An 18001-nucleotide genomic window follows, 5' to 3' on the forward strand; every position below is an offset into this window, starting at 1 on the left:
CCTTACCTGCACGCGGCTTCGGTTCCACGTCGCCCGTGCAGCTACCACCACTACCACCCATTTTGATGAAGGGAGCAACCCCGTGTCCGCGAATCCTGATCTTCGTGACCGCCCCGATCCGCTGCCGAGTATGGATCGGCTACTGCGGGTGTGGGACGGGGTGGAGAAATCGACGTCACCGCTGGAGCACGCCACCCGCGTGTTCCTTACGGTGTGGATTCTCCAGTTCGAGGGGATCGACCTGCGCACGGTCGAGGACTGGAGCTTCACCGACCATCAGGCGGCCGTGCGCGAGAAGGCCGTGGCGCTCGCGCGGGCCATCGATGACGAGGTGACCTGGCATCTGGGAAATCGCCCGGAGCTGGTCACGCTGGTCGATGACGATGCCGACGCGCCCACCGTGGGCGAGCTGCTCGGCCACATCACGATGTATGCGGCCCTGTTCGACAAATGGCCTCCCGGCCACGACCAGATCCCGTTCGCTCCCACGTTCATGATGCTCGGCCGCCTCTACGACGCGCTGGTCACGAACGTGGTGACCGGCAGCGCCCGCCAGCCTCGCCGCCGCTCCCACGGTGCGCCCCCGATCCCCGAACCCCGCCGCGTCGACCTGATCGCCGCGCCGCCGCATGGACGGTGGCGACCGTGATCCGGTTCCCGCTGGCCGGTGACCTGCGCCGCACCGTCACCATCCGGCCCTATGCGCCACCCCAGCCCTCACAGCACAACCTGTTTGACCCCGATGAAGGAGAGCCGAACATGCCCGACCATGTCCTCTCGACCGACCTGTGGACTACCCAACCCGAACCCGCGACTGGTGGACTGGTGATGCTGTCGACCGACATCGCCTATGACCCGGACGATTTCGTGGCGTTGGTGCTCGCGGCGCGGCTGGTGCCACCGAGCCAGCTGGTGGTGGTGACCGCGGACGAGGTCGGCGGCCTGCGCGCGCAGTTCGCCCGCCGCGTGCTGGACTCGCTCGACCGCAGCGAGGTACCCGTCGTCGAAGGTATCGACCTCGGCGGCAAGCGCCGGTTCCTGCCCGATCCCGGCCAACAGATCCCCACCTACAGACGCCCGACACCCGAGGAACGCGAGAACCGTCACCACGCGATGATCGATGCCGTCACCGACATGATCGCCTCGGCTGACGGCCCGGTGCGGTGGGTGGGGTGCGGTCCGATGGCCGAGTTGGCCGCTGTGCTCACCGCCGCACCGGAGTACGCCGAGCAAGTGGTCGTCACCCAGATGGGCGGGTGGCTCGACCACTACCGCGACCTCGAACGCGCTTCCCACAACTTCCACACCGACATGAGTTCGGCCGGCCTCGCCCTGCGAGTGCTGTCCCGCCCCAGACTGGTCATGTCCGAGCACACCAACCATCCCGCCATCCGGGTGACCGAGGACTGGACACTCATCGACGCCCTCAACGCCGATTCCGCCCCGGAATGGGCGCGATGGCTGTCCACACATTTCCACCGCTGGTCCGCTATCAAGGACGGCTCCTGGATGCACGACCCCCTCACCCTGTCCGCCGCCCTCGGCTATCCGTTCGTGACGTTCACCAGCGAACGGATCCGCATCGGCCACGACGCACGCCTGTACCGCAACCCGTACGGACGCCCCGTGCAGGTATCGGCCGAGGTCGACTACGAAGGGTTCCGGGACTGGATGCAGTCGGTGGTGACGTACTGGTGATGTCCCCCACCTGCGGCCAGACAACCCAACTGGCCTGTGACCCGGACACGATCCGGGCGCGTGAGCGCGCGGTCAACGCCGAGCTGTCGGGGCCGACACACGCTCGCGTCCTCGATGCTCTGCTACCCGCCGACCTCGACCGCCCTTACGACCCCGACCAGATATCCGGCAAGGACAACTTCGCCTGCGACCGCGACATGACCGCCCTGTTGGACCGTCGCGCGCCGGGATTCCGGGCCAGCGTCCACGCCGGGCACATGTTCTTACTGCGCGCGGTAGCGGAGCTGGCGCGGGCGGGGGTCTCACAGTTCGCTGTCATCGGGTGCGGGTTCCCGCGCAAACGCAACGTGCACACCGTTGCCCGCGAGATCAATCCGGCCGCCCACGTGCTCTACCTCGATGACAGCGCGTTAGTAGCGGCACACGGACGCGCCTTGCTCATGGCCGAATCCCGGTTCACCCGGGCCGATCCGGGTGACCCGGCCGCGATCCTGGACGCCATCGGCCACTCACACGGGCACACAGGCTGGCTGGACCCCCGCGAACCGATCGCGCTGGTTTTCGGGTCGCTGGTCCTGGAACAACTCGACGCACCCGGACAGGTAATCGCCGAGTTGGTCGCCGCACTGGCCAGCGGATACGTGGCAGTGACCCACATCTGCACCGACACCGACGTCGCCCGGCGCGCAGCCGCCGTCTACACCGCCCACAACCTCACACTGCGGCCCCGCACAACCCGCGACGTCACGACCATGCTGACAGGTGTGGAATTGCTCGGCCCCGGCCTGACGGTCGCCCAGGACTGGACCCCCGACCACACCGCCAGCCCCGGCACGAGCGAGGCGAGCTGGCGCTGCTGCTGGGCCGCACTCGGAACCTGGGGAGCGACCCGATGACACCCGAGGACCTACCGGGGCGCGGCGGCCGTGACGCAGCCCGGATCGCCCACCGCACCACAGTGCCCGCGATCCAGGACACCAACGTCGCCCACAGCGATTGCGCGGTCGATCCCGGCGACCTCAGTCCCGACGACGCGATACGCACCCTCAGCGTCCACCACCACTGCCCATCGCCCTGTCGCCCACGTGAACGGGTGCTGTCAGTACTGGGTACCGAATACAGTGCGGGCGCAACACCGGGCACGCGGCGGCCCGCGCGTGCACTGGACGAACTGGACCGACGGCTGGCCGAACTGATCCGCGAATACCTACGCCAAGTCGCAGAACGCGCCAACCAGTAGCCACAGCCAGGACAGAACGAGCCCGGACGGTACCACCGTCCGGGCTCGTCTCATCACTGCCCGCAGTCCACATGTCGAATCTCATCGCAAAGACCACCCCACCCACCTGCGGCCCGGTGCATAACCGGGGCACCAGCAGAAAAGACCAACACCCGCCACTAGAGGTGGTAATCCGCGCCGATCACCAACCGTCCGCCCGAAATCCGCAGGTCATCCCCCTTCCCATGTTCGACACGCCCCGCCCAAGGGAGATCTAAAACTGGGCGGTCTCATAGCACTGGACCGGGCCGCCGACGGACGCCATGCTAGGCAGCCCGACCGAGGCCCTCACCTACCTCAACCGCCCGACATGACGGCGTCGACTACCTCGCCAAGCTTCGAAGCAGATCCGGGGGCACAGGCACAGTGGCAGCGGGGGACATCTTTTGGTGATTCTGTCGGCTGGCTCGCCTATTGTCGCCAGTGTGGGAGGACATCGCGCTGCGCCTGACGTTGTGGCGCAACAGATTCAGTTCGCGTTGAGTAAAATGAGCGCCCGGAACGCACATCACGAGTTCGAGCAGTTATGTGAATACTTCGCACGCGAGCGGATAGATCAGAACGTCTTGCCTGCTACAGGACCGGTTTCGGCAGGTGGCGATCAGGGGCGCGACTTCGAGACCTTCCGAGGTGTCAGCGGTCGCCGGACCATGGTCGGCGCATGCACGCTGCAGAAGGCGAACCTTCCTCAGAAGATCAAGAGTGACGTCGCGGCGATCGTCGACGGACGTCCCGTCGACGACATCTATATCTTTTGCGCGGACGACCTTCCGGTTGCGCACCGACACACGTTGGAGCGATGGGCCCAGGAGACCCACAACGTTCACCTCGAGATCATCGATGGCCATGGGCTCTCAACCCAACTGGCAACGCCCGCACTATACGAGCATGCGAGGAAGTTCCTCCGCCTGCCCAGCTGGGAAATGCTCAGCGATACTGCTGTCCCTGAGGGGAAGCACTCGACCGAGTGCATGCCGAACGAGCCCCCACGCTTCCAACCTGCATTGCCGCAGCCGCTGCACCTAGCCCAGGTACGCGACGCCATTGTTCCCCGTAATGGACTGCGTGGACGCGAAAAAGAGTTGGCCGAGCTCGGCCAGTTCTGCCGTGGCGAGGAATCGTACCTCTGGCTTCAAGCCGACCCCTGGGCAGGCAAATCAGCGCTGCTGTCATCATTCGCGGTAGCTCCACCCGCAGATCTGACCGTGTTCTGCTGCTTCATCACTGGTAGCCTTCCCCAGCAGAATGACCACTTCGCCTTCACCGAGGCGGTTCTCGATCAGGTCGCAGCCTACCTGCCACACTATCGGCCGACAATCGATGCCACCACGACGAACCGCGATGGGCTTCGCCGCCAACTGCTCGATGCCGCGGCCGAAACAGCTGAGACCCAAGGCCGTAGATTGGTCCTGATCGTGGACGGGCTCGACGAAGATAACGGCGTACCACCTGTGAGCACATTGCTCCCGGCCAACCCTCACCCGAATCTGCGGATTATCGTGGCCAGCCGCTACGGCCCGCCACTTACCATCCCGCGTGGGCACCCACTCGAATCCTGCGAGCGTCGACGACTCGCCCCGTCCCCCCACGCGGAGAATCTCAAGCAGCAAGCGTTCAAGGAGTTGGACGAGGCCTTGCGATTCTCAGCCGCATCTTTGCATGTGCTCAGATTGATAACGGTCGCCAGAGGCTTGTCAACCGCGGAACTCGAAGAGCTAACGGAGCTGCCGCCATTCGAGATTCACCGAGTAACCTTCGAAATTGCAGGACGCAGCTTGCGTGCCAGTAAGACCTTGAACGACGACGCGGTATTTGCGCTCGCCCACGAGACGTTGCAGTGCGAGGCTGAACGCCACCTCGGCCGACGATTGCTGAAGGCCAGCCTCGAGGAACTGAACTGCTGGGCTGAGCGGTATCAAGAGAAGCACTGGCCGGAAGACACGCCAGATTTCCTGCTGGAGCGTTACTTCGCCGCGCTGTCCTCCTGCAAGGACTTGACACACATGACAGTCCTGGCCCTCGACACTACCCGCCACGATCGCCTGTTCACGACAACCGGCACGGACGCTGCGGCCGTGTACGAAATCCGGACTACTCAGCAGCACATCGTCGATAGCGGAAATGAGGATCTCCTCGCGATGGGTAGGTTGGCGATCCGTCGCGATCGTCTCAAACAACGAGCCAGCCGGATCCCTGACCAATTGCCTCTGGCGTGGGCTGCTATCGGCGAGTTCGACCGTGCCGAGACCCTCAGCCGCATGTTGGCCAACTCGTCAGACGAGGCCAGCGCACTGCTGCTGCTGGTTCCTATACTGATCGCCCAGGGCGAACACAATCGGAGCCGACGACTCATCGAAGCCGCCGAAGCAATGCCGGACTCTGGTGCATCGCCTGACGCCCGCTTGCGAACTCTGGTCAGCATTGCTGAGTTATGGGCAGCCGCAGGAGATCACGATCGCGCTATCCGAGCAGCACACAGCAGCGAGGTCTTCGCTATGGGAGACCCTCAGGATCTACGCATGGGTTCCTGTGGCGGAGCACGAACTCGGTCCCCAGGCAGCGAGTGATCACGGGACCTCCTTCCCCCTGGATCCTCGCCCGCACAGAGTTTTTGAGGAATCACAGATGATGACGATGCTCTGTCGACTCGTCAAAGTGCATGCGAGAGCGGGTAATCGCGCTCATGCCCGCGAGATCGCCTCGATGATTGCAAAACTCGCGGACGGAAGTAGAGGGTCAGAACACCTAATCGGACTTCTCAAACTCGCGCAAGCCTGCGTAGCCGTTGGCGACCCCACCCTCATTCGCCAGCTCATCGGCGAGGCGCAAGCACTGGCCGACACGATGGTCAACGACTATTCCGCTCATTTGGATGCCTTGGTTCGCCTCGCTGAAACCTGTGCAGTCGTTGGCGAACACGATCACGCTCGCAATCTCGTCGACCAGATCGAGTCGATTGCAAGCCTCGAAGACCTTCGAGTCGAAGCTCGCGATTCCGCATACGAACGTCTTGCACAAGCGTCGGTTTTACTGGGCACGTTCGATCATGCCGAAGATGTCGCCGGAAGGATCAGCGATCATCGCGTCCGCGTGCGGGTACTCGAAGGGCTCATCACGGCACGGCTACGAGCTGACGACGTCGATGATGCGCGGGCGACGCTCAGACGGTTGGAGGCGGTCGTCAGTGAATGCGGCCCCAATGGCCGATTGGCCTCATTCACCCACCTCGCCATGGCGTTGGTCGCAACCGGCGATTACGAACGCGCAGAACTGATCGGCAAGACCCACCTCATCACCTTCAACCCGCGCTTCGGACCGCTCGGGCTGATTTGGCTGGTTCGCAATCTTGCTGAGGCAGGGGAAAGCCGTCGCGCTCGAAGTCTCATGGACCTGGCCGAGTCCCTTACCTACCGCAACAGCCCGCCCACGCTCGAGATGAACGAGCTCGAACAGTTAGTTACCGGGCTCGCCGCGGCGGGTGACACAGCGATGGCCGGCCAGCTGGTCGACCACGCCGAACGCTCTATCCGCGGTCTTGACAATCCCGACAAAGCGCTTGAGCGGCTCGTCCCGCTCTGGGTTCGTGCCAGTCATGTCGATCGAGCGGAGGCGCTTGCCCGCTCGTTCGCCAACCCTGCCCAGCAAGAATCGGCCCTGACCTCGTTGGCGCGACAGCTGGCCGCCACCGGGGATCAAACCCGTGCCGAGCGTATAGCTTCCGACGCCAGGATCCCCGCCTCCGATATCCGGCCGAATCCGAGTGGCGAATCGACAAGCACATGCATGATCAAGCAACTGATGGCAACCGGGGACTACGCCCAGGCCGAGAAACTGATCCCGCACCTACGCCATTGGGACCAGCGCACAGCACAGATCGAAGTCGCTAAGGCATGGGCATGCTCTGGCGGTCTCGAACGCGCTGAATCATTCGCGAATTCTCTATCGCATCCGGACACCCGAGCACGCGCGCTAACTGAAATTGCGAAAGAAGCACCTCGTGAAGCAGCGCGGCGTCTGATCATCAACGCGTGGTTTGCCGGACGGTGGTCAACACCCTTGAGTGCGCTAGCGAACATCGACCCGCCGACGTTGCGCGCAATCGCACACGATACCCTCGCCATGAATATCCGCCCGTAGCGTCCCGAATCACTCATCAACCGACTACGCGAGCCTAACTCTGCAAAGATGCGATCCACAATAGAGGAGGAGTTAGTTTACTTATTTCTATATTGTAACTTATTTCTATATTGTAAATCTCATGCCCCTCGCGTATGACATAATTGGCATGGACTTTAGCCCCGGCCCCATAATACTTCGCACCCTGAATGAAATCAGCTTTCGCTATCCCACCGAGAAGCCAGAGCTGGTTGCGGGGAACTTCGTAGGAGGCGAAAAAGAAGTGGTCGACGGGTTCTTCTGCATGCTTGGCGGTAATTTGAGCCGTATAGCCTTCTCGAATTGGAACGTTTCTCTTTACGGTTTTCATCCCAATTGAGACATCGCCAATCAGAAAGTCCGCATTACCTGCAACTTCCTCCAGTATCCATTTCACCGGGAGGGTCGTGTTCCTCTGCGCCCATCCATAGAAGCAGAGCTCGCCGACCTCACCCACCCACCTGAGGTCGCTACGCTCCTCCCTGTAGATGTTTCCGTACCGCTTGTCTCGCTCCTCTCGTATACGTATCGCTTCGTCTATGAATTCTTGGGATACATCACCAATTACGAAACTCATGCACGCCACCTAGTTATAGCTCGACAAGTTGTCCATTAGAGGCTGGAGAGATACACTCCCGCCACCCTGGAAGCTCTCCGGCATGCCGATTACCTAGCCTGCTGTCCTATTCATATGGCCCCAGGAAGCGCTTCCCATTGAAATGAATAAGATGGGTCGGATCTTCGGAGCACCAAACCTCGGTTTCCCAAGCAATTTCGTGCAGATACTTTCGCATCTCTCTACGGTCAGGGAAGCAGGACACGTACACGAGGCCGGGTGTTGCCGATTTGAATAGGGCTGCCAGTTCGCCGTGACGCTTCGAATCCACCGGCCCGTGCGAGTTGGCAGCCTCCATGAGGACGAGCCAGTTCTTGTCCTTTATATAGACGACCAAGTCCGGCATTTTACCGTGCACGTCGAACGTTACGCCGAGTTGAGCGAAGCGATCCTTTTCGAAGACAACATGCTTGTCACCGGCATCTCCCACATACAGCAGCTCGGCGCCAGGTGTAAATCGCGAGCAGAAGTCCTCCGCCATCTGCTTGATGAGCGGATTCTGGCCACCTGGAGAGAGGGTGAATTCCTTGCCGTCGGTGCCGACGACCGGGATACGGTTCATCTCTCGGGCCGCGGCGTATCGCGCCTTCAATCCCGGCACCTCCGCGAGATAGGCGGCGAGGACTGCGTCGAAGTCCGGCGTGCCGAAGCAGTGAATGACCTTCAACGCCGCGATGTCGACCTGATAGTTCCATTTTGGCGAGTTCGTCGGCCGGTCGGGCTGGTCGGGATTCTCCTGCACCAGCATGGCCTGCACAAACTGGTGGAGCGTCTGGCGCCGTATGGTTTCACGGGAGTTGGCCGCGTATAGGCGGTCGTACTCGTCGCGCATCCAGTCCATGATCGCCCGGGTACCGAGCATGGGGTTGGAAGCCGCACTCCACGGGTCCGATGGGCGAAGGTGTAGCAGGGCAAGCAGAGTCAGCGCCGACCGTTCGTTGGAGCGCTCGGCGTCCATGCCGAGCGCCTCCAACAGTGACTTTGCTTCGCTAACCCTCTCGGAGATGCCGCTCACGCAGCTCTGTCTACCACATCGAGGACCTTCTCGACGAGTGCATCGACCTCTTCCTGCACTGGAAGTCGTTGCGGTGCAAGTGAACCCAACTCGAGCAACGAGTCCCGATCCGGAAACCGTAGGGTTCGCAGGTCAGTCGCGTTCACCTGTGTGTGTCCGGAAAACGTGCGGAAGAACTTGTCGACGAGGGAGGAATTGAGCCACATGGACAGCCCGAATGCGGTGTCTCGGTCGAGACCTCCGCCATCTACGTGGAAGACATTGACATGGTTCTCGAACGCGACAGGGCCTGGAGACTGTTCCGGTGACCACACGGCCGCCACGATGCGGCGACGCTCCTCCTTGGAGGAAAACCGCTTGACGACGCAATACCACCCCTCCGGGACCAGTAGCTTGTCATCCTTGTCAGTCACCGGGGAGAACCATTGTGGTTTCCGGATCTCCCGCGGCCAGCTGACCATGCCTTCACGTATGTTGCCTGGATAGATCAGAGGAGCCGCGTTCTCGGATGGTTCGGTCAGCAAGCATTCCTTCGACCGGAAGTCGACGACACGTCCGGTCGAAACGGTGATTCCCAGACTTGCCAAGGTGTTAGGGAATGACAGCATTCGCTCAGCGACTTCAGTGTCGTCGTCGTTCGCCGCGATTCGAACGAACCGGTGAGGGTCATCTGGGTGCACGACGTCGGAGTAAGCGACGTCGCGATGTGCAGCGTCGTCCTCATGTCCGTTGCTCGTCGACAGCATTACGCGGTCGCGACTGCCACCCCTGGTACCGGAGAAGATCACGTTCTCTTGCAGCACTCCGGTATCAGCGAAAACTGTTGAGCGAGACTCGAAAACATGCACTCTGTCCAGTGCGATCTCGTCGAGCAGATGACTGCGAAACGCACCAAAGTACGGACCATTACAGAACGATCGTGGAGTGATGGCGACAAGCTGGCCACCCGGATCGAGGGCGATGGTCGCGAGCGCCAGGAACGCTGCATACAGGTTGGGTGCGTCCACACCGACACTCCGAACAGCAGCGCGTGCCGACGAAGAGGCGGCCAGCTTCGCGTATGGCGGGTTCTGGATGACTAGATCAAATCCAGTGAGCCGTTCGTCTGCCTTGAGCCCGGTTACTACCGCAATGAAGTCGGCAGCGACGACCTCGGTGGTCACACGGCCCTCACCAGCGTGCACACATGCTTCGAGGGTGTCCTCCAGGAAAGGTACCACCGAAGAGTCGCACTCGACGGCGACAATATGGACCGACAATCCAGGACATTCTTGGAGAACCCGGGATACGAGCGCGGCGGTCAGCATCCCAGAGCCTGCGCCGGGGTCGAGGACCCGGATATGGCCGCTTGCCGGTAGACGAGGCATCCTCGCGATCAACGATGCAGCCCGTTTCGGGGTGAAGAACTGCCCTAACGCCTCCTGACTCTTCGGTTCCAACCCGCAGAGGGCGGCTACGCGGTTCTGCTCAGCCAGGGTCAGGACGTCGCGCTGCATTCGGCCATCATGCCGGAGCCTCGACAGCGATCCAAGCGCGGGCGACTGTGTCGCCCGCATGGACCCGGAGACATCGCATACAATCGGGCCGCGGACTGGGCCCCTCCGGCGCTAGCTGCGGCTGACCCGGGTCAAGCTACAGCCCCGAGCTCCGTGGTGCCGCCTCTTTACGTCAGCGTCTACAGGCGGCTAGCCCGGTCGGCGTGCACCAGTGCGTTCGGAGGGGTCAGCCAGCGCGCCGTGGAACCGCCGGCCGCCCACATCGACCAGACACCGGCGAAGATCGGCCTGTGAGGGGATCTGCGCGACTGTTCACTTACAGGCCGGGGCCGCGAGACGCTGCCGCCTAGCCACTACATGTTGGTTGTCAGCGGGCCTGCCTGGCCATCCAGTCCCTGTGGTTGCCGCGCCATACAGCGAGCAAGAGTGCACCGTCTTCGGGAGCTCGTCTAGCAGGGCAGACGTCGAAGTGGGTGATCCTACATTCATCCGTGGGGTTGGCACCGCCCAGATTGACCGCTGTGCCGTCCCCAGCGACGCGCCAGCGTTTACCTGGTGGAATCTTCGAAGTGGGGTAGCCGCCGGGTTCAAGCAGCAGCCAGCGCCCGTGCACCGTTCGATGCCAGGAGCACTCGGTCTCGCAATATTTGCAGGAGCTTGGTGTGCCTTCTCGGATATCAGCTGCTGGTGCCACACGGAGCTGGTCGGCCGTTAGCTCGATGTCGATCTTCTCAGGTTCACGGTCGGGGAAATTTACCGCCTCGTCCCAACACTTATCGCAGGCAACGGTCCGGAGAGGAACAGGTCGTTCCTGCGCTCCCTCACTCGCCCCACAGACCATGCACGCCAGGATGCTCACAACGAAGATGCTCTCACGATGGTGTTGTTAGGCAACAGCTTTCCTCTAGAACGCATCTCCTCGCCATCTGGCGGCCGTCCCCACGCCGAGTCGGTGGGAGCGCCGTGAAAGCTGTCGCGGTAGGAGCCCGGCAACTGACCGGAGGTGAGTGCCACCTTCGGCATCGGACCAGACGTCCGCCCCGAGAACATGTAGGCGCAGGTGCCGATGAGAACGCTTTAGGCATTCGCTGTAGGCGTATCTGGGCAGAGTGCCGCGTAGGGCCAGGCGTGCTCCACTACCTCAGTGGCAACCGCTAGGGCTTGCTCTGCTGTCTCGACATCAGGTTCCCACCCGGCGTGGACCGCCTTGTTCCTGACATCAGCTAGCTTGGTCGTGATGGAATTCCGACTGGCGGTCACACCTCCGATCCTGGTGAGGACCTTCGTGACCTCGGCGATCCCCTTGCACTGCTCGAGCAGTTGGTCAACGACAACGGGATCTGCTTTGGCTTGCCGTCGAACCTGATCTGAAAGGGAAATCTCTGCGCCGGTGCACGCGTCGATGACAGCACGTCGTGTCTGACCGGCCTTCAGCCACGACCGCGCTTCCCGCAAGTACAACCACCCTTGCGGTGGCAACGAGCCGCTGCCAGCGAGATGCAGACATCGCGCAAGGACGGCGGAATCCGGAATGTTCACCGCTCGCTGGCGTCGCATCGACTGTGACCGCCGACTCCACTTGAGCCGCTTTGCGGTATCACCGGGGTGGTCACCAATATGGGCAGTCAGAGCGTTTCCCCGCGTTGACGGTCCGCCGGTTCCGCGTCGACGGCCGAGCAGATCGAGGTCGGTGTAGATATCCAACCACGCTTCCAAACTGAGCCACCAATCCTTCGACCCGGATTCGATTTCCCGGCAGACATTTTCCACGTCCGACCCCGACCCCGCCACCTCGAATCGGTAGGCGAGACAACAAATCTGAGCGGTACGGCAACCCTGCCCGTCAGTGGTGCTGACTACCCCCCAGATCCGGCCGCCTGCTTGAACCGGGTACTCATATTGCGTGTCCGGAGCAGTGAGCATCGGCATTATGCCGAGGAGCAGATCCTCGCCGATCCTCGGCAACAGAATCGTCACCTTTTGGCCAGCGATCGTTGTTCGGTACTGTCCACCAACGCAATCCGCCTGCACGTATAGGTCTGGGCAGTAGGCGAAGGTACCTTCGACCACTGTGGCGGGTGCGTGAGACGGCAGCGCATCTGCCTCCTGTGCGGTCATGAGCTCCAGGATGTCAGAGGCGCCCGACGTCCTCAGTTCGATTCCGCTCACCCACCTGCCCATCGCCTTCGTCTCGTCGTCAGTTCAGTATCATCTCGTCGCCCACCCACGAAATGCGACACCCGCCGAGCGCTCCACGTTCCAGCACTGCCCGTCCGACGCGCGGGGCGCACACGACGGATCAACGCTTCTCGAACTGCCTGTCTGCCACCTGCCGCCTGCGATCCCCCCCCCCCCCCCGGCGTAAGCTGCTGCACAAGGCATCTCCCTCATCCAAGGGCAAAATCCGCTTCTATCACCAGCTGACCGGAACAGATCCCCAGGTCACTCGCGTTCCCTTCTTAGATGTACCCCCAGCCGGGGGCACATCGAAGAAGGGGACAGATACCGATCTCTACTGGCGGTCTGCGGGTATCAGATCGAACAAGAATCCGCGATGACCAGGCGTTTCCCGGTTGCCCATGTTTGTGTGTCCTGCCGAGCGCCGGTACCGGCAACTTTCGCTGAAACGTGCGGTGCATTCAGAGGCAACCTACCTGCCGCTGGTCGAGGGCAGCTGATATGCGATGTCTCCTCTCCTCGTCGCTATTCCATGGCCGGGATCGGTAGTCTTCACTGGAGCGCTGTGCTTCCGGCTGGGCGCATGGTGGAAGACAACGGAGCTGCACGGGCGACACGCAGTAGGGGCTGCGCCGAGGTGGGGTGATCCGTGGGAGTCCGATGAGAATAGGCTCGCTGACGACATCGACGAGTGCATCACCACCAGCAAGACCGCGGCGGTGGCGGAGCAATGATGACGACACCGAGGTGATGCGGTGATCAACGACGCTGCCTGTAGCTGACCAGTAGGGACAGCACCACCAACGGTAGCCCGTTCGGTTTTCAGGAGCAGGTTCTTGATGTTGCAGAAGCTTTTAGCGCCCTTTGGCGCGGCCGATTTGACTGTACAGTCAGCTCTCCTGATACCGCGCCAGCACCTGCTTCACGGCATCAGTGACCGGTGGTTCCTCGACCAGGCTGGTCCAGGTGTACGCGTCGTGTTCGGTCAGCTGCACAGGCTCGGCATGACCGACCTCGACGGTGAAGTTGAACTGTCGGTTCCTCTTGCCACTGCGGGACTGGTAGTCGAATTCGCCGAGGTAGTTCGTGATGGCGGTGACCTCAAGGCCGGTCTCTTCCTTGACTTCCCGGATCAGAGCCTGGTCGATGGCTTCGCCGGGATCGACTTTGCCGCTGGGAAGTTCCCAGATTCCACCCATGAAATCATCGGCGGAGCGTTGCAGCAGAAGGACTTTGCCACCGTGGTGCACGACGGCACCGACGACGAGTTGTTGCACCTCGTCCCGGTCGGCTACCCGCGCCAACTTCTCCAACAGTGTGATCTCGATCATCTAGTTCTATCCTTTCAGGTCGGCGTGGTGGGTGATGGCTTGGTAGAGCGCTTCGATGTAGCGGTCGACGGGCGGCAGGCCCTCGTCTCGATGCCAAACAGGAAGCTTGAGCGTGGCATGGTGCAGCGGTTCGGCCCGCGGGTAGTCGCGCAGAGCGTAGGCCAGCTTGCCAGTGAAGGCCGGAAACAAAGGACCTGGCTCCTAGAACAGCGGCAGCGGGTTGAGGGGGCAGGTTGATCCGGGCCGGTCGAACAATCATGCCCAATTGCGAAGTTGGTCTGCGCACCGGTATGAGTATCGAACTATCGGATCAGCCGAGTTAACCGGCGCCGGTCTGCAATTGCCCTCGCCGCAGCAGTGCCCGTCCTGCGGCGAGGGTGCTGTGGATCTGTTGTGCGCTGATTGGGATCGAGTCCTCGCCGCTACGGCGGACAATGCTGATATAGGCGCCTTCAACTCGTCCGCCGACGATTGCGCCGTGAACGAGAAAAGGTTTCAACTCTTCATCCTGAGGTTCGATGCCGGCGGCGATCACCCAATCGCCGCCACCACAACGGTTCCACGCACCTCGACCAGGAAATTCTTGGCTACCTTCCAAGACACCTCCCACAGAATGGACATCACCGCGATGCATTGATGCGTGACGGGCCTCCGGCTTCCGCTTGCCCGCGGTTCGGCGCACCCAGCCCGCTGCAAGCGCAGGTGAGCGGCGCGGAGCAACCTCGACAGGAGTGTCAAGGTTTGCGTCCTTTTGGCTCGTACCTCCTGGCGAGGGGTTGCGCCTACGATCCGCTCCCATCCAGCGGCCACCGGTAGCCCAGTTTGCACAGCTGTGTGGCCAGGCGTGAGGATGCCTGTTCTCGTCGTCGTTCGAGTTGCTCAAGTGACGTCTTGTACTGCTCACCCCACGCTAGGTACACGTCGATTAGTTGATTACGTTCGTTAGCCGCAAGGTTTTTCGCGCGGGCAAAGAGGTCCGCTCCAATCCTGTCGAAAATGAGTGCGTTCACTCCGGCAGTGGACGAGTCAGAGCCTCTGATTGTCCTGCGCAGTTGGCTGATGTCCTCCTGATTAGTTGTCCACCAGTCTACGAATAGTCCCGCTATCTGTTCATTGTTCAGAATCGTCCAGGCGTTCAGCGCTCGATGGAACGTCTCAGCGAAGTATTCGCGTCCTGCGACGAGTGGTCGTTCGGTGAGCACGCTCTGCTCCTTCTGAAATAGCTGAAACCAGTCTTCAACAGCAGAGGTGAATGCTGTCTCGGAGCTTGCGCTCAGAGCAGGGATGGCTGTGGCAGTGGTCTCATACCCGCGCGGGGGAAAGTTGAGGTATCCGGGCTTGCCGGATACAAACACATCATTCAGTTCGATGCCGAATGCGGCGAACCGGTCACGCTGAGAGTCGACCTCGGCGATGGGTACTCCACCGGCGAGTAGGGCGCTGACGCTCGGCCGCTTCCGGGTTGGAGGTTCCGGATCGAAGTAGTCCCCTACATTGAGACTGTATTCTTTGGCCGCGATCTCTCCCGGGGGGACCAGTCGTGAGAAATGGCTGATCTCAGCTTGCTTGAGGTAAGTGGTGGCTATCTTTTCCACATGACGAGGAGCGAGATGGTTCTTCGAACGTTTTACCTCTACTTCGTGTTCGGCATTGATGAACAGCACCCCTCGCTCACGGGCATGGGCAGCATTTTTCCCGCAGAGTACAAGAAGGCAGGCCGGTATGGAGGTGCGGGGAAATAGATTTTGCCCGAGCCTAATAACAGCAGCGATTCGTCCGTCCTCGATCATTCTGCGGCGAATCCGCCCTTCGGCTCCGCCCCTGAATAACACTCCGTACGGGGCAGCCACTACACCTACGCCCTCGGGGGCTAGTGATGCTAAAACATGCTGGACGAACATCAGATCCGCGGACCGGCTATGGCCATACGGTGTTTGTTGTGGGATATTAAGTATCTCGTTCTGGTACTTGAGACTAAAAGGGGGATTGCTCAACACTCGGTCGAAGTGCTTCAGATCACCAGCACCATTGAGGTGCTTCGGATCGACAAGCGTGTCGCCAGTCAAAATGTTTGATGCGTCATCGCTTCCATGTAGCGTCAGGTTGAGTCGCGCGATTGCACACGCCTGCAAGCTAACATCCTGCCCGAAAAGAATTGGTGCGCTTTTCTTCTCAGTATGCTCTTCGACGTAGTTCCGAGCTTCGATAAGTAGGCCGCCGGTCCCTACGCATGGGTCATAGACCGTATGACCCGGCTGTGGATCAGCGAGCCGAACCATGAGCTGGCTGACCGAGCGTGGCGTGCGGATATCGGCGCGATTGTCCGCATCCGCGAAACCGGCGAGGACTTGCTCATAGAGCGGACCAGCCGCATCATCCAGTTCGCGATCTCCTCCCCCCAGGGGGATCTCGTCGAACACTGAGATCAATTGCCGGGCCTCGACGTCGCTCAATTGTTTGTCGCGTACCACGCGCAGGAAGGAGTCATCTAGGATGTCTGGATTGCTGAAAATCAACGCCGTCGCAGCCCTTTCGAGAGCATCGCGTGGTGAGCTGGTCGCGGCCGCGACCAGCTCATCCCACCGCGCTTCCTGCGGGACAGCCAACCTGCCGGGGTGGTCGGTCGCCCACTTGAGAACGAGCATGACCGACATGACACGTACGTAGTCCGTCGCGTCCATCGCGCCCCGGAGGATATGGGCAGCCTTGAACACCCTCTTCGCAAGATCCGCGGTGCGCATAACCTACCCCTTGTCCATGAAATCATCGAGCAGTGCTTGTTTGAGGACATCGAGGCGATCCACAGTTTCTCGATGGACGAGGGCTAGCTCGTCGATATCGGCGATAACTGCCACCACGTCATGCTGCCGGTTCAGTGGAGGGACCACGACCGGAAGGTCGCTCAGAATTGCGGTGTTGAGTGACCGGACAGTGCCGGAAAGTGCGCGTCGGAGCATCTCCTCCTGCATCGCAGGCGATGAGAGATACAGACATAGGTACTCGGGCAGTATCCGATTGTCATGGCTGCGTACCCGAGCACAAGACGAGTTGTAGAGCGCCCCTTCCAACTGTGTGCCGATAAGCGCCAACCGGCCGAGCGATCCCTGGCGGACAAGTACGATGTCGCCCTGCCGAAGGGTGAATCGGTCCAGCCGATCCGCCTCGCCACGTGGCAACTTGCGTAGCTTCCGCGTTTCCACTCGGTTCCAATCGGTTATGTCCGAGGGACTGACGACCGGTACGCCGTCGGGTTCGTCACCAAGTCTCTCCAGCAGCGAGCCAGATGGGCCCGGCGCAATCTCTGCCAGTTCCCCGAGCGTGACCTGCTCGTCTTCAACCACAATTCCTGCCCTCCTTCCCCAGCGTAAGTCGGGGGTATGGCGATCATCGCCATACCCCCGTCCGGTTATTCGGTGTGCGGCTTGCCCTGAAAACTCAGCTTGATCATCTCGGTCACCAGAGTGGTGACCACTGCCGTGACAAGCGCAACGAGCACCGCCTCCCGGTACGCGGATCCGGAACCGAGCACCAAGATCAACACAACCACAACCACACCGCACCAGACGGCACGCCTGTCACGTCTCGGCCAGTACCATGAACTGTTGAAGTGGGCAATCACGCGCCTACCTTCTTCCTGCTTGCCTTGAGCGAAGCGGGTTGGGCCGCACCGCCCCGCGCTGACTGCAATCTCCCCGGGGTGGTGCGGCGATATCTCGTAGCAAGTACAACCGTAACACGAATCTGCGAAGGAGGCTTCGCAGAGGTCGTCTTGCTGAGGTTGGCGCCCAACGGTTTTGGCGTTCGACGCCCGTGTAGCTACCAAATGGCGACCCAGCAAATTCGATGCCTCGACCAGGTAGTGCGATGGAGTACGTCACGGGCAATCGCGCAACATGACGGCAATACAACCGATCAAGCCGGATGCATGATCGCAGTTCACAACGCTCAGGCGCAGCAGTGCGGCAATGCGCTGAGCGCGTTCAGCGCTCGCGAGCTCCACCCCAGCCGCTACCTCGAGGACCAGCGGCGGTGGATGCAGCTGCGCCACCAACTCAACGGTTTGCTCGTCACCTGCGATACCGGATCAACGACGACGGCCGACTGGCCACTGGCGCAAAGGCCAGCACCCTGCCCGAGACCGCGCGCCAGGCCAGGCCACCGGTCGCGCTTGCCGACAAACAGGGCGGGCCGAATCTCTGCATCGAGGATCACTCGTACTACACCACCAAGGTG

Annotated in this window: 18 protein-coding genes; 6 read left to right on the top strand and 12 right to left on the bottom strand. The window is 61.4% G+C overall.

The genetic code is table 11. The annotated features are described in order from the left end of the window. Nucleotides 1-82 precede the first annotated feature (82 nt). The 6 genes from IU450_RS13070 (at nt 83) to IU450_RS13095 (ending at nt 7114) form a co-directional block, all read left to right on the top strand. Nucleotides 83-649 (top strand): hypothetical protein, encoded by a 567-nt coding sequence (locus IU450_RS13070; protein ID WP_195150081.1) that lies wholly within the window; start codon nt 83-85, stop codon nt 647-649. After that, nucleotides 646-1698, top strand: a complete 1053-nt coding sequence (locus IU450_RS13075; protein WP_195150082.1) for a nucleoside hydrolase — start codon at nt 646-648, stop codon at nt 1696-1698. Before IU450_RS13070 ends, IU450_RS13075 begins: the two co-directional genes overlap by 4 nt. Beyond that, nucleotides 1698-2594, top strand: coding sequence for an SAM-dependent methyltransferase (locus IU450_RS13080; protein WP_228834561.1), 897 nt, complete (start codon nt 1698-1700; stop codon nt 2592-2594). Before IU450_RS13075 ends, IU450_RS13080 begins: the two co-directional genes overlap by 1 nt. Then, complete coding sequence (locus IU450_RS13085) at nt 2591-2938, top strand: hypothetical protein (RefSeq protein WP_195150084.1); 348 nt, start codon at nt 2591-2593, stop codon at nt 2936-2938. Before IU450_RS13080 ends, IU450_RS13085 begins: the two co-directional genes overlap by 4 nt. A gap of 464 nt (nt 2939-3402) precedes the next feature. Next, a complete protein-coding gene (locus IU450_RS13090; RefSeq protein WP_195150085.1) occupies nt 3403-5544 on the top strand; it encodes a hypothetical protein in 2142 nt (713 codons plus the stop codon). A 58-nt stretch (nt 5545-5602) separates the two neighbouring features. Further along, nucleotides 5603-7114, top strand: a complete 1512-nt coding sequence (locus tag IU450_RS13095; protein WP_195150086.1) for a hypothetical protein — start codon at nt 5603-5605, stop codon at nt 7112-7114. A 34-nt stretch (nt 7115-7148) separates the two neighbouring features. On the opposite strand, the gene IU450_RS13100 is transcribed toward IU450_RS13095, so the two are convergent. From IU450_RS13100 to IU450_RS13150, 12 genes are all read right to left on the bottom strand, one after another. Continuing rightward, entirely contained in the window at nt 7149-7709 is a 561-nt protein-coding gene (locus IU450_RS13100) for a hypothetical protein (protein ID WP_195150087.1), read from the bottom strand. 106 nt (nt 7710-7815) lie between these two features. Continuing rightward, nucleotides 7816-8763, bottom strand: coding sequence for a BsuBI/PstI family type II restriction endonuclease (locus IU450_RS40900; protein ID WP_324197655.1), 948 nt, complete (start codon nt 8761-8763; stop codon nt 7816-7818). Next, nucleotides 8760-10259, bottom strand: a complete 1500-nt coding sequence (locus tag IU450_RS13110) for an Eco57I restriction-modification methylase domain-containing protein (RefSeq protein ID WP_195150088.1) — start codon at nt 10257-10259, stop codon at nt 8760-8762. The genes IU450_RS40900 and IU450_RS13110 overlap by 4 nt, the downstream gene beginning before the upstream one ends. Nucleotides 10260-10626: 367 nt before the next feature. Further along, on the bottom strand, nt 10627-11100 hold the full coding sequence (locus tag IU450_RS41300; RefSeq protein WP_416382871.1) for a DUF6083 domain-containing protein: 474 nt from the start codon (nt 11098-11100) through the stop codon (nt 10627-10629). Nucleotides 11101-11336: 236 nt separating this feature from the next. Then, nucleotides 11337-12377 (bottom strand): hypothetical protein, encoded by a 1041-nt coding sequence (locus tag IU450_RS13115; RefSeq protein WP_195150089.1) that lies wholly within the window; start codon nt 12375-12377, stop codon nt 11337-11339. A 950-nt stretch (nt 12378-13327) separates the two neighbouring features. Then, nucleotides 13328-13768, bottom strand: coding sequence for an NUDIX hydrolase (locus IU450_RS13120; RefSeq protein ID WP_195150090.1), 441 nt, complete (start codon nt 13766-13768; stop codon nt 13328-13330). A gap of 6 nt (nt 13769-13774) precedes the next feature. Beyond that, complete coding sequence (locus IU450_RS13125; RefSeq protein ID WP_181724058.1) at nt 13775-13957, bottom strand: hypothetical protein; 183 nt, start codon at nt 13955-13957, stop codon at nt 13775-13777. 130 nt (nt 13958-14087) lie between these two features. Further along, entirely contained in the window at nt 14088-14366 is a 279-nt protein-coding gene (locus IU450_RS13130) for a hypothetical protein (RefSeq protein WP_195150091.1), read from the bottom strand. 184 nt (nt 14367-14550) lie between these two features. Then, a complete protein-coding gene (locus IU450_RS13135) occupies nt 14551-16509 on the bottom strand; it encodes an HsdM family class I SAM-dependent methyltransferase (RefSeq protein WP_195150092.1) in 1959 nt (652 codons plus the stop codon). A 3-nt stretch (nt 16510-16512) separates the two neighbouring features. Further along, nucleotides 16513-17109, bottom strand: a complete 597-nt coding sequence (locus tag IU450_RS13140; protein ID WP_195150093.1) for a restriction endonuclease subunit S — start codon at nt 17107-17109, stop codon at nt 16513-16515. Nucleotides 17110-17174: 65 nt separating this feature from the next. After that, nucleotides 17175-17315: a hypothetical protein gene (locus IU450_RS13145; RefSeq protein WP_195150094.1), complete on the bottom strand. Its 141-nt coding sequence runs from the start codon at nt 17313-17315 to the stop codon at nt 17175-17177. Between the two features lie 327 nt (nt 17316-17642). Further along, on the bottom strand, nt 17643-17816 hold the full coding sequence (locus IU450_RS13150; RefSeq protein WP_195150095.1) for a hypothetical protein: 174 nt from the start codon (nt 17814-17816) through the stop codon (nt 17643-17645). Nucleotides 17817-18001: the final 185 nt, after the last annotated feature.

It is taken from the genome of Nocardia abscessus (genome assembly GCF_015477775.1).
GTDB lineage: Bacteria > Actinomycetota > Actinomycetes > Mycobacteriales > Mycobacteriaceae > Nocardia > Nocardia abscessus_A.

Bases quoted from the DNA above. Each gene is read 5' to 3' on its own strand.
- IU450_RS41300 (WP_416382871.1), bottom strand. From the start codon at position 11,100: ATGGTCTGTGGGGCGAGTGAGGGAGCGCAGGAACGACCTGTTCCTCTC.
- IU450_RS13110 (WP_195150088.1), bottom strand. From the start codon at position 10,259: ATGCAGCGCGACGTCCTGACCCTGGCTGAGCAGAACCGCGTAGCCGCC.
- IU450_RS13120 (WP_195150090.1), bottom strand. From the start codon at position 13,768: ATGATCGAGATCACACTGTTGGAGAAGTTGGCGCGGGTAGCCGACCGG.
- IU450_RS13135 (WP_195150092.1), bottom strand. From the start codon at position 16,509: ATGCGCACCGCGGATCTTGCGAAGAGGGTGTTCAAGGCTGCCCATATC.
- IU450_RS13100 (WP_195150087.1), bottom strand. From the start codon at position 7,709: ATGAGTTTCGTAATTGGTGATGTATCCCAAGAATTCATAGACGAAGCG.
- IU450_RS13095 (WP_195150086.1), top strand. From the start codon at position 5,603: ATGATGACGATGCTCTGTCGACTCGTCAAAGTGCATGCGAGAGCGGGT.
- IU450_RS13115 (WP_195150089.1), bottom strand. From the start codon at position 12,377: ATGACCGCACAGGAGGCAGATGCGCTGCCGTCTCACGCACCCGCCACA.
- IU450_RS13085 (WP_195150084.1), top strand. From the start codon at position 2,591: ATGACACCCGAGGACCTACCGGGGCGCGGCGGCCGTGACGCAGCCCGG.
- IU450_RS13080 (WP_228834561.1), top strand. From the start codon at position 1,698: ATGTCCCCCACCTGCGGCCAGACAACCCAACTGGCCTGTGACCCGGAC.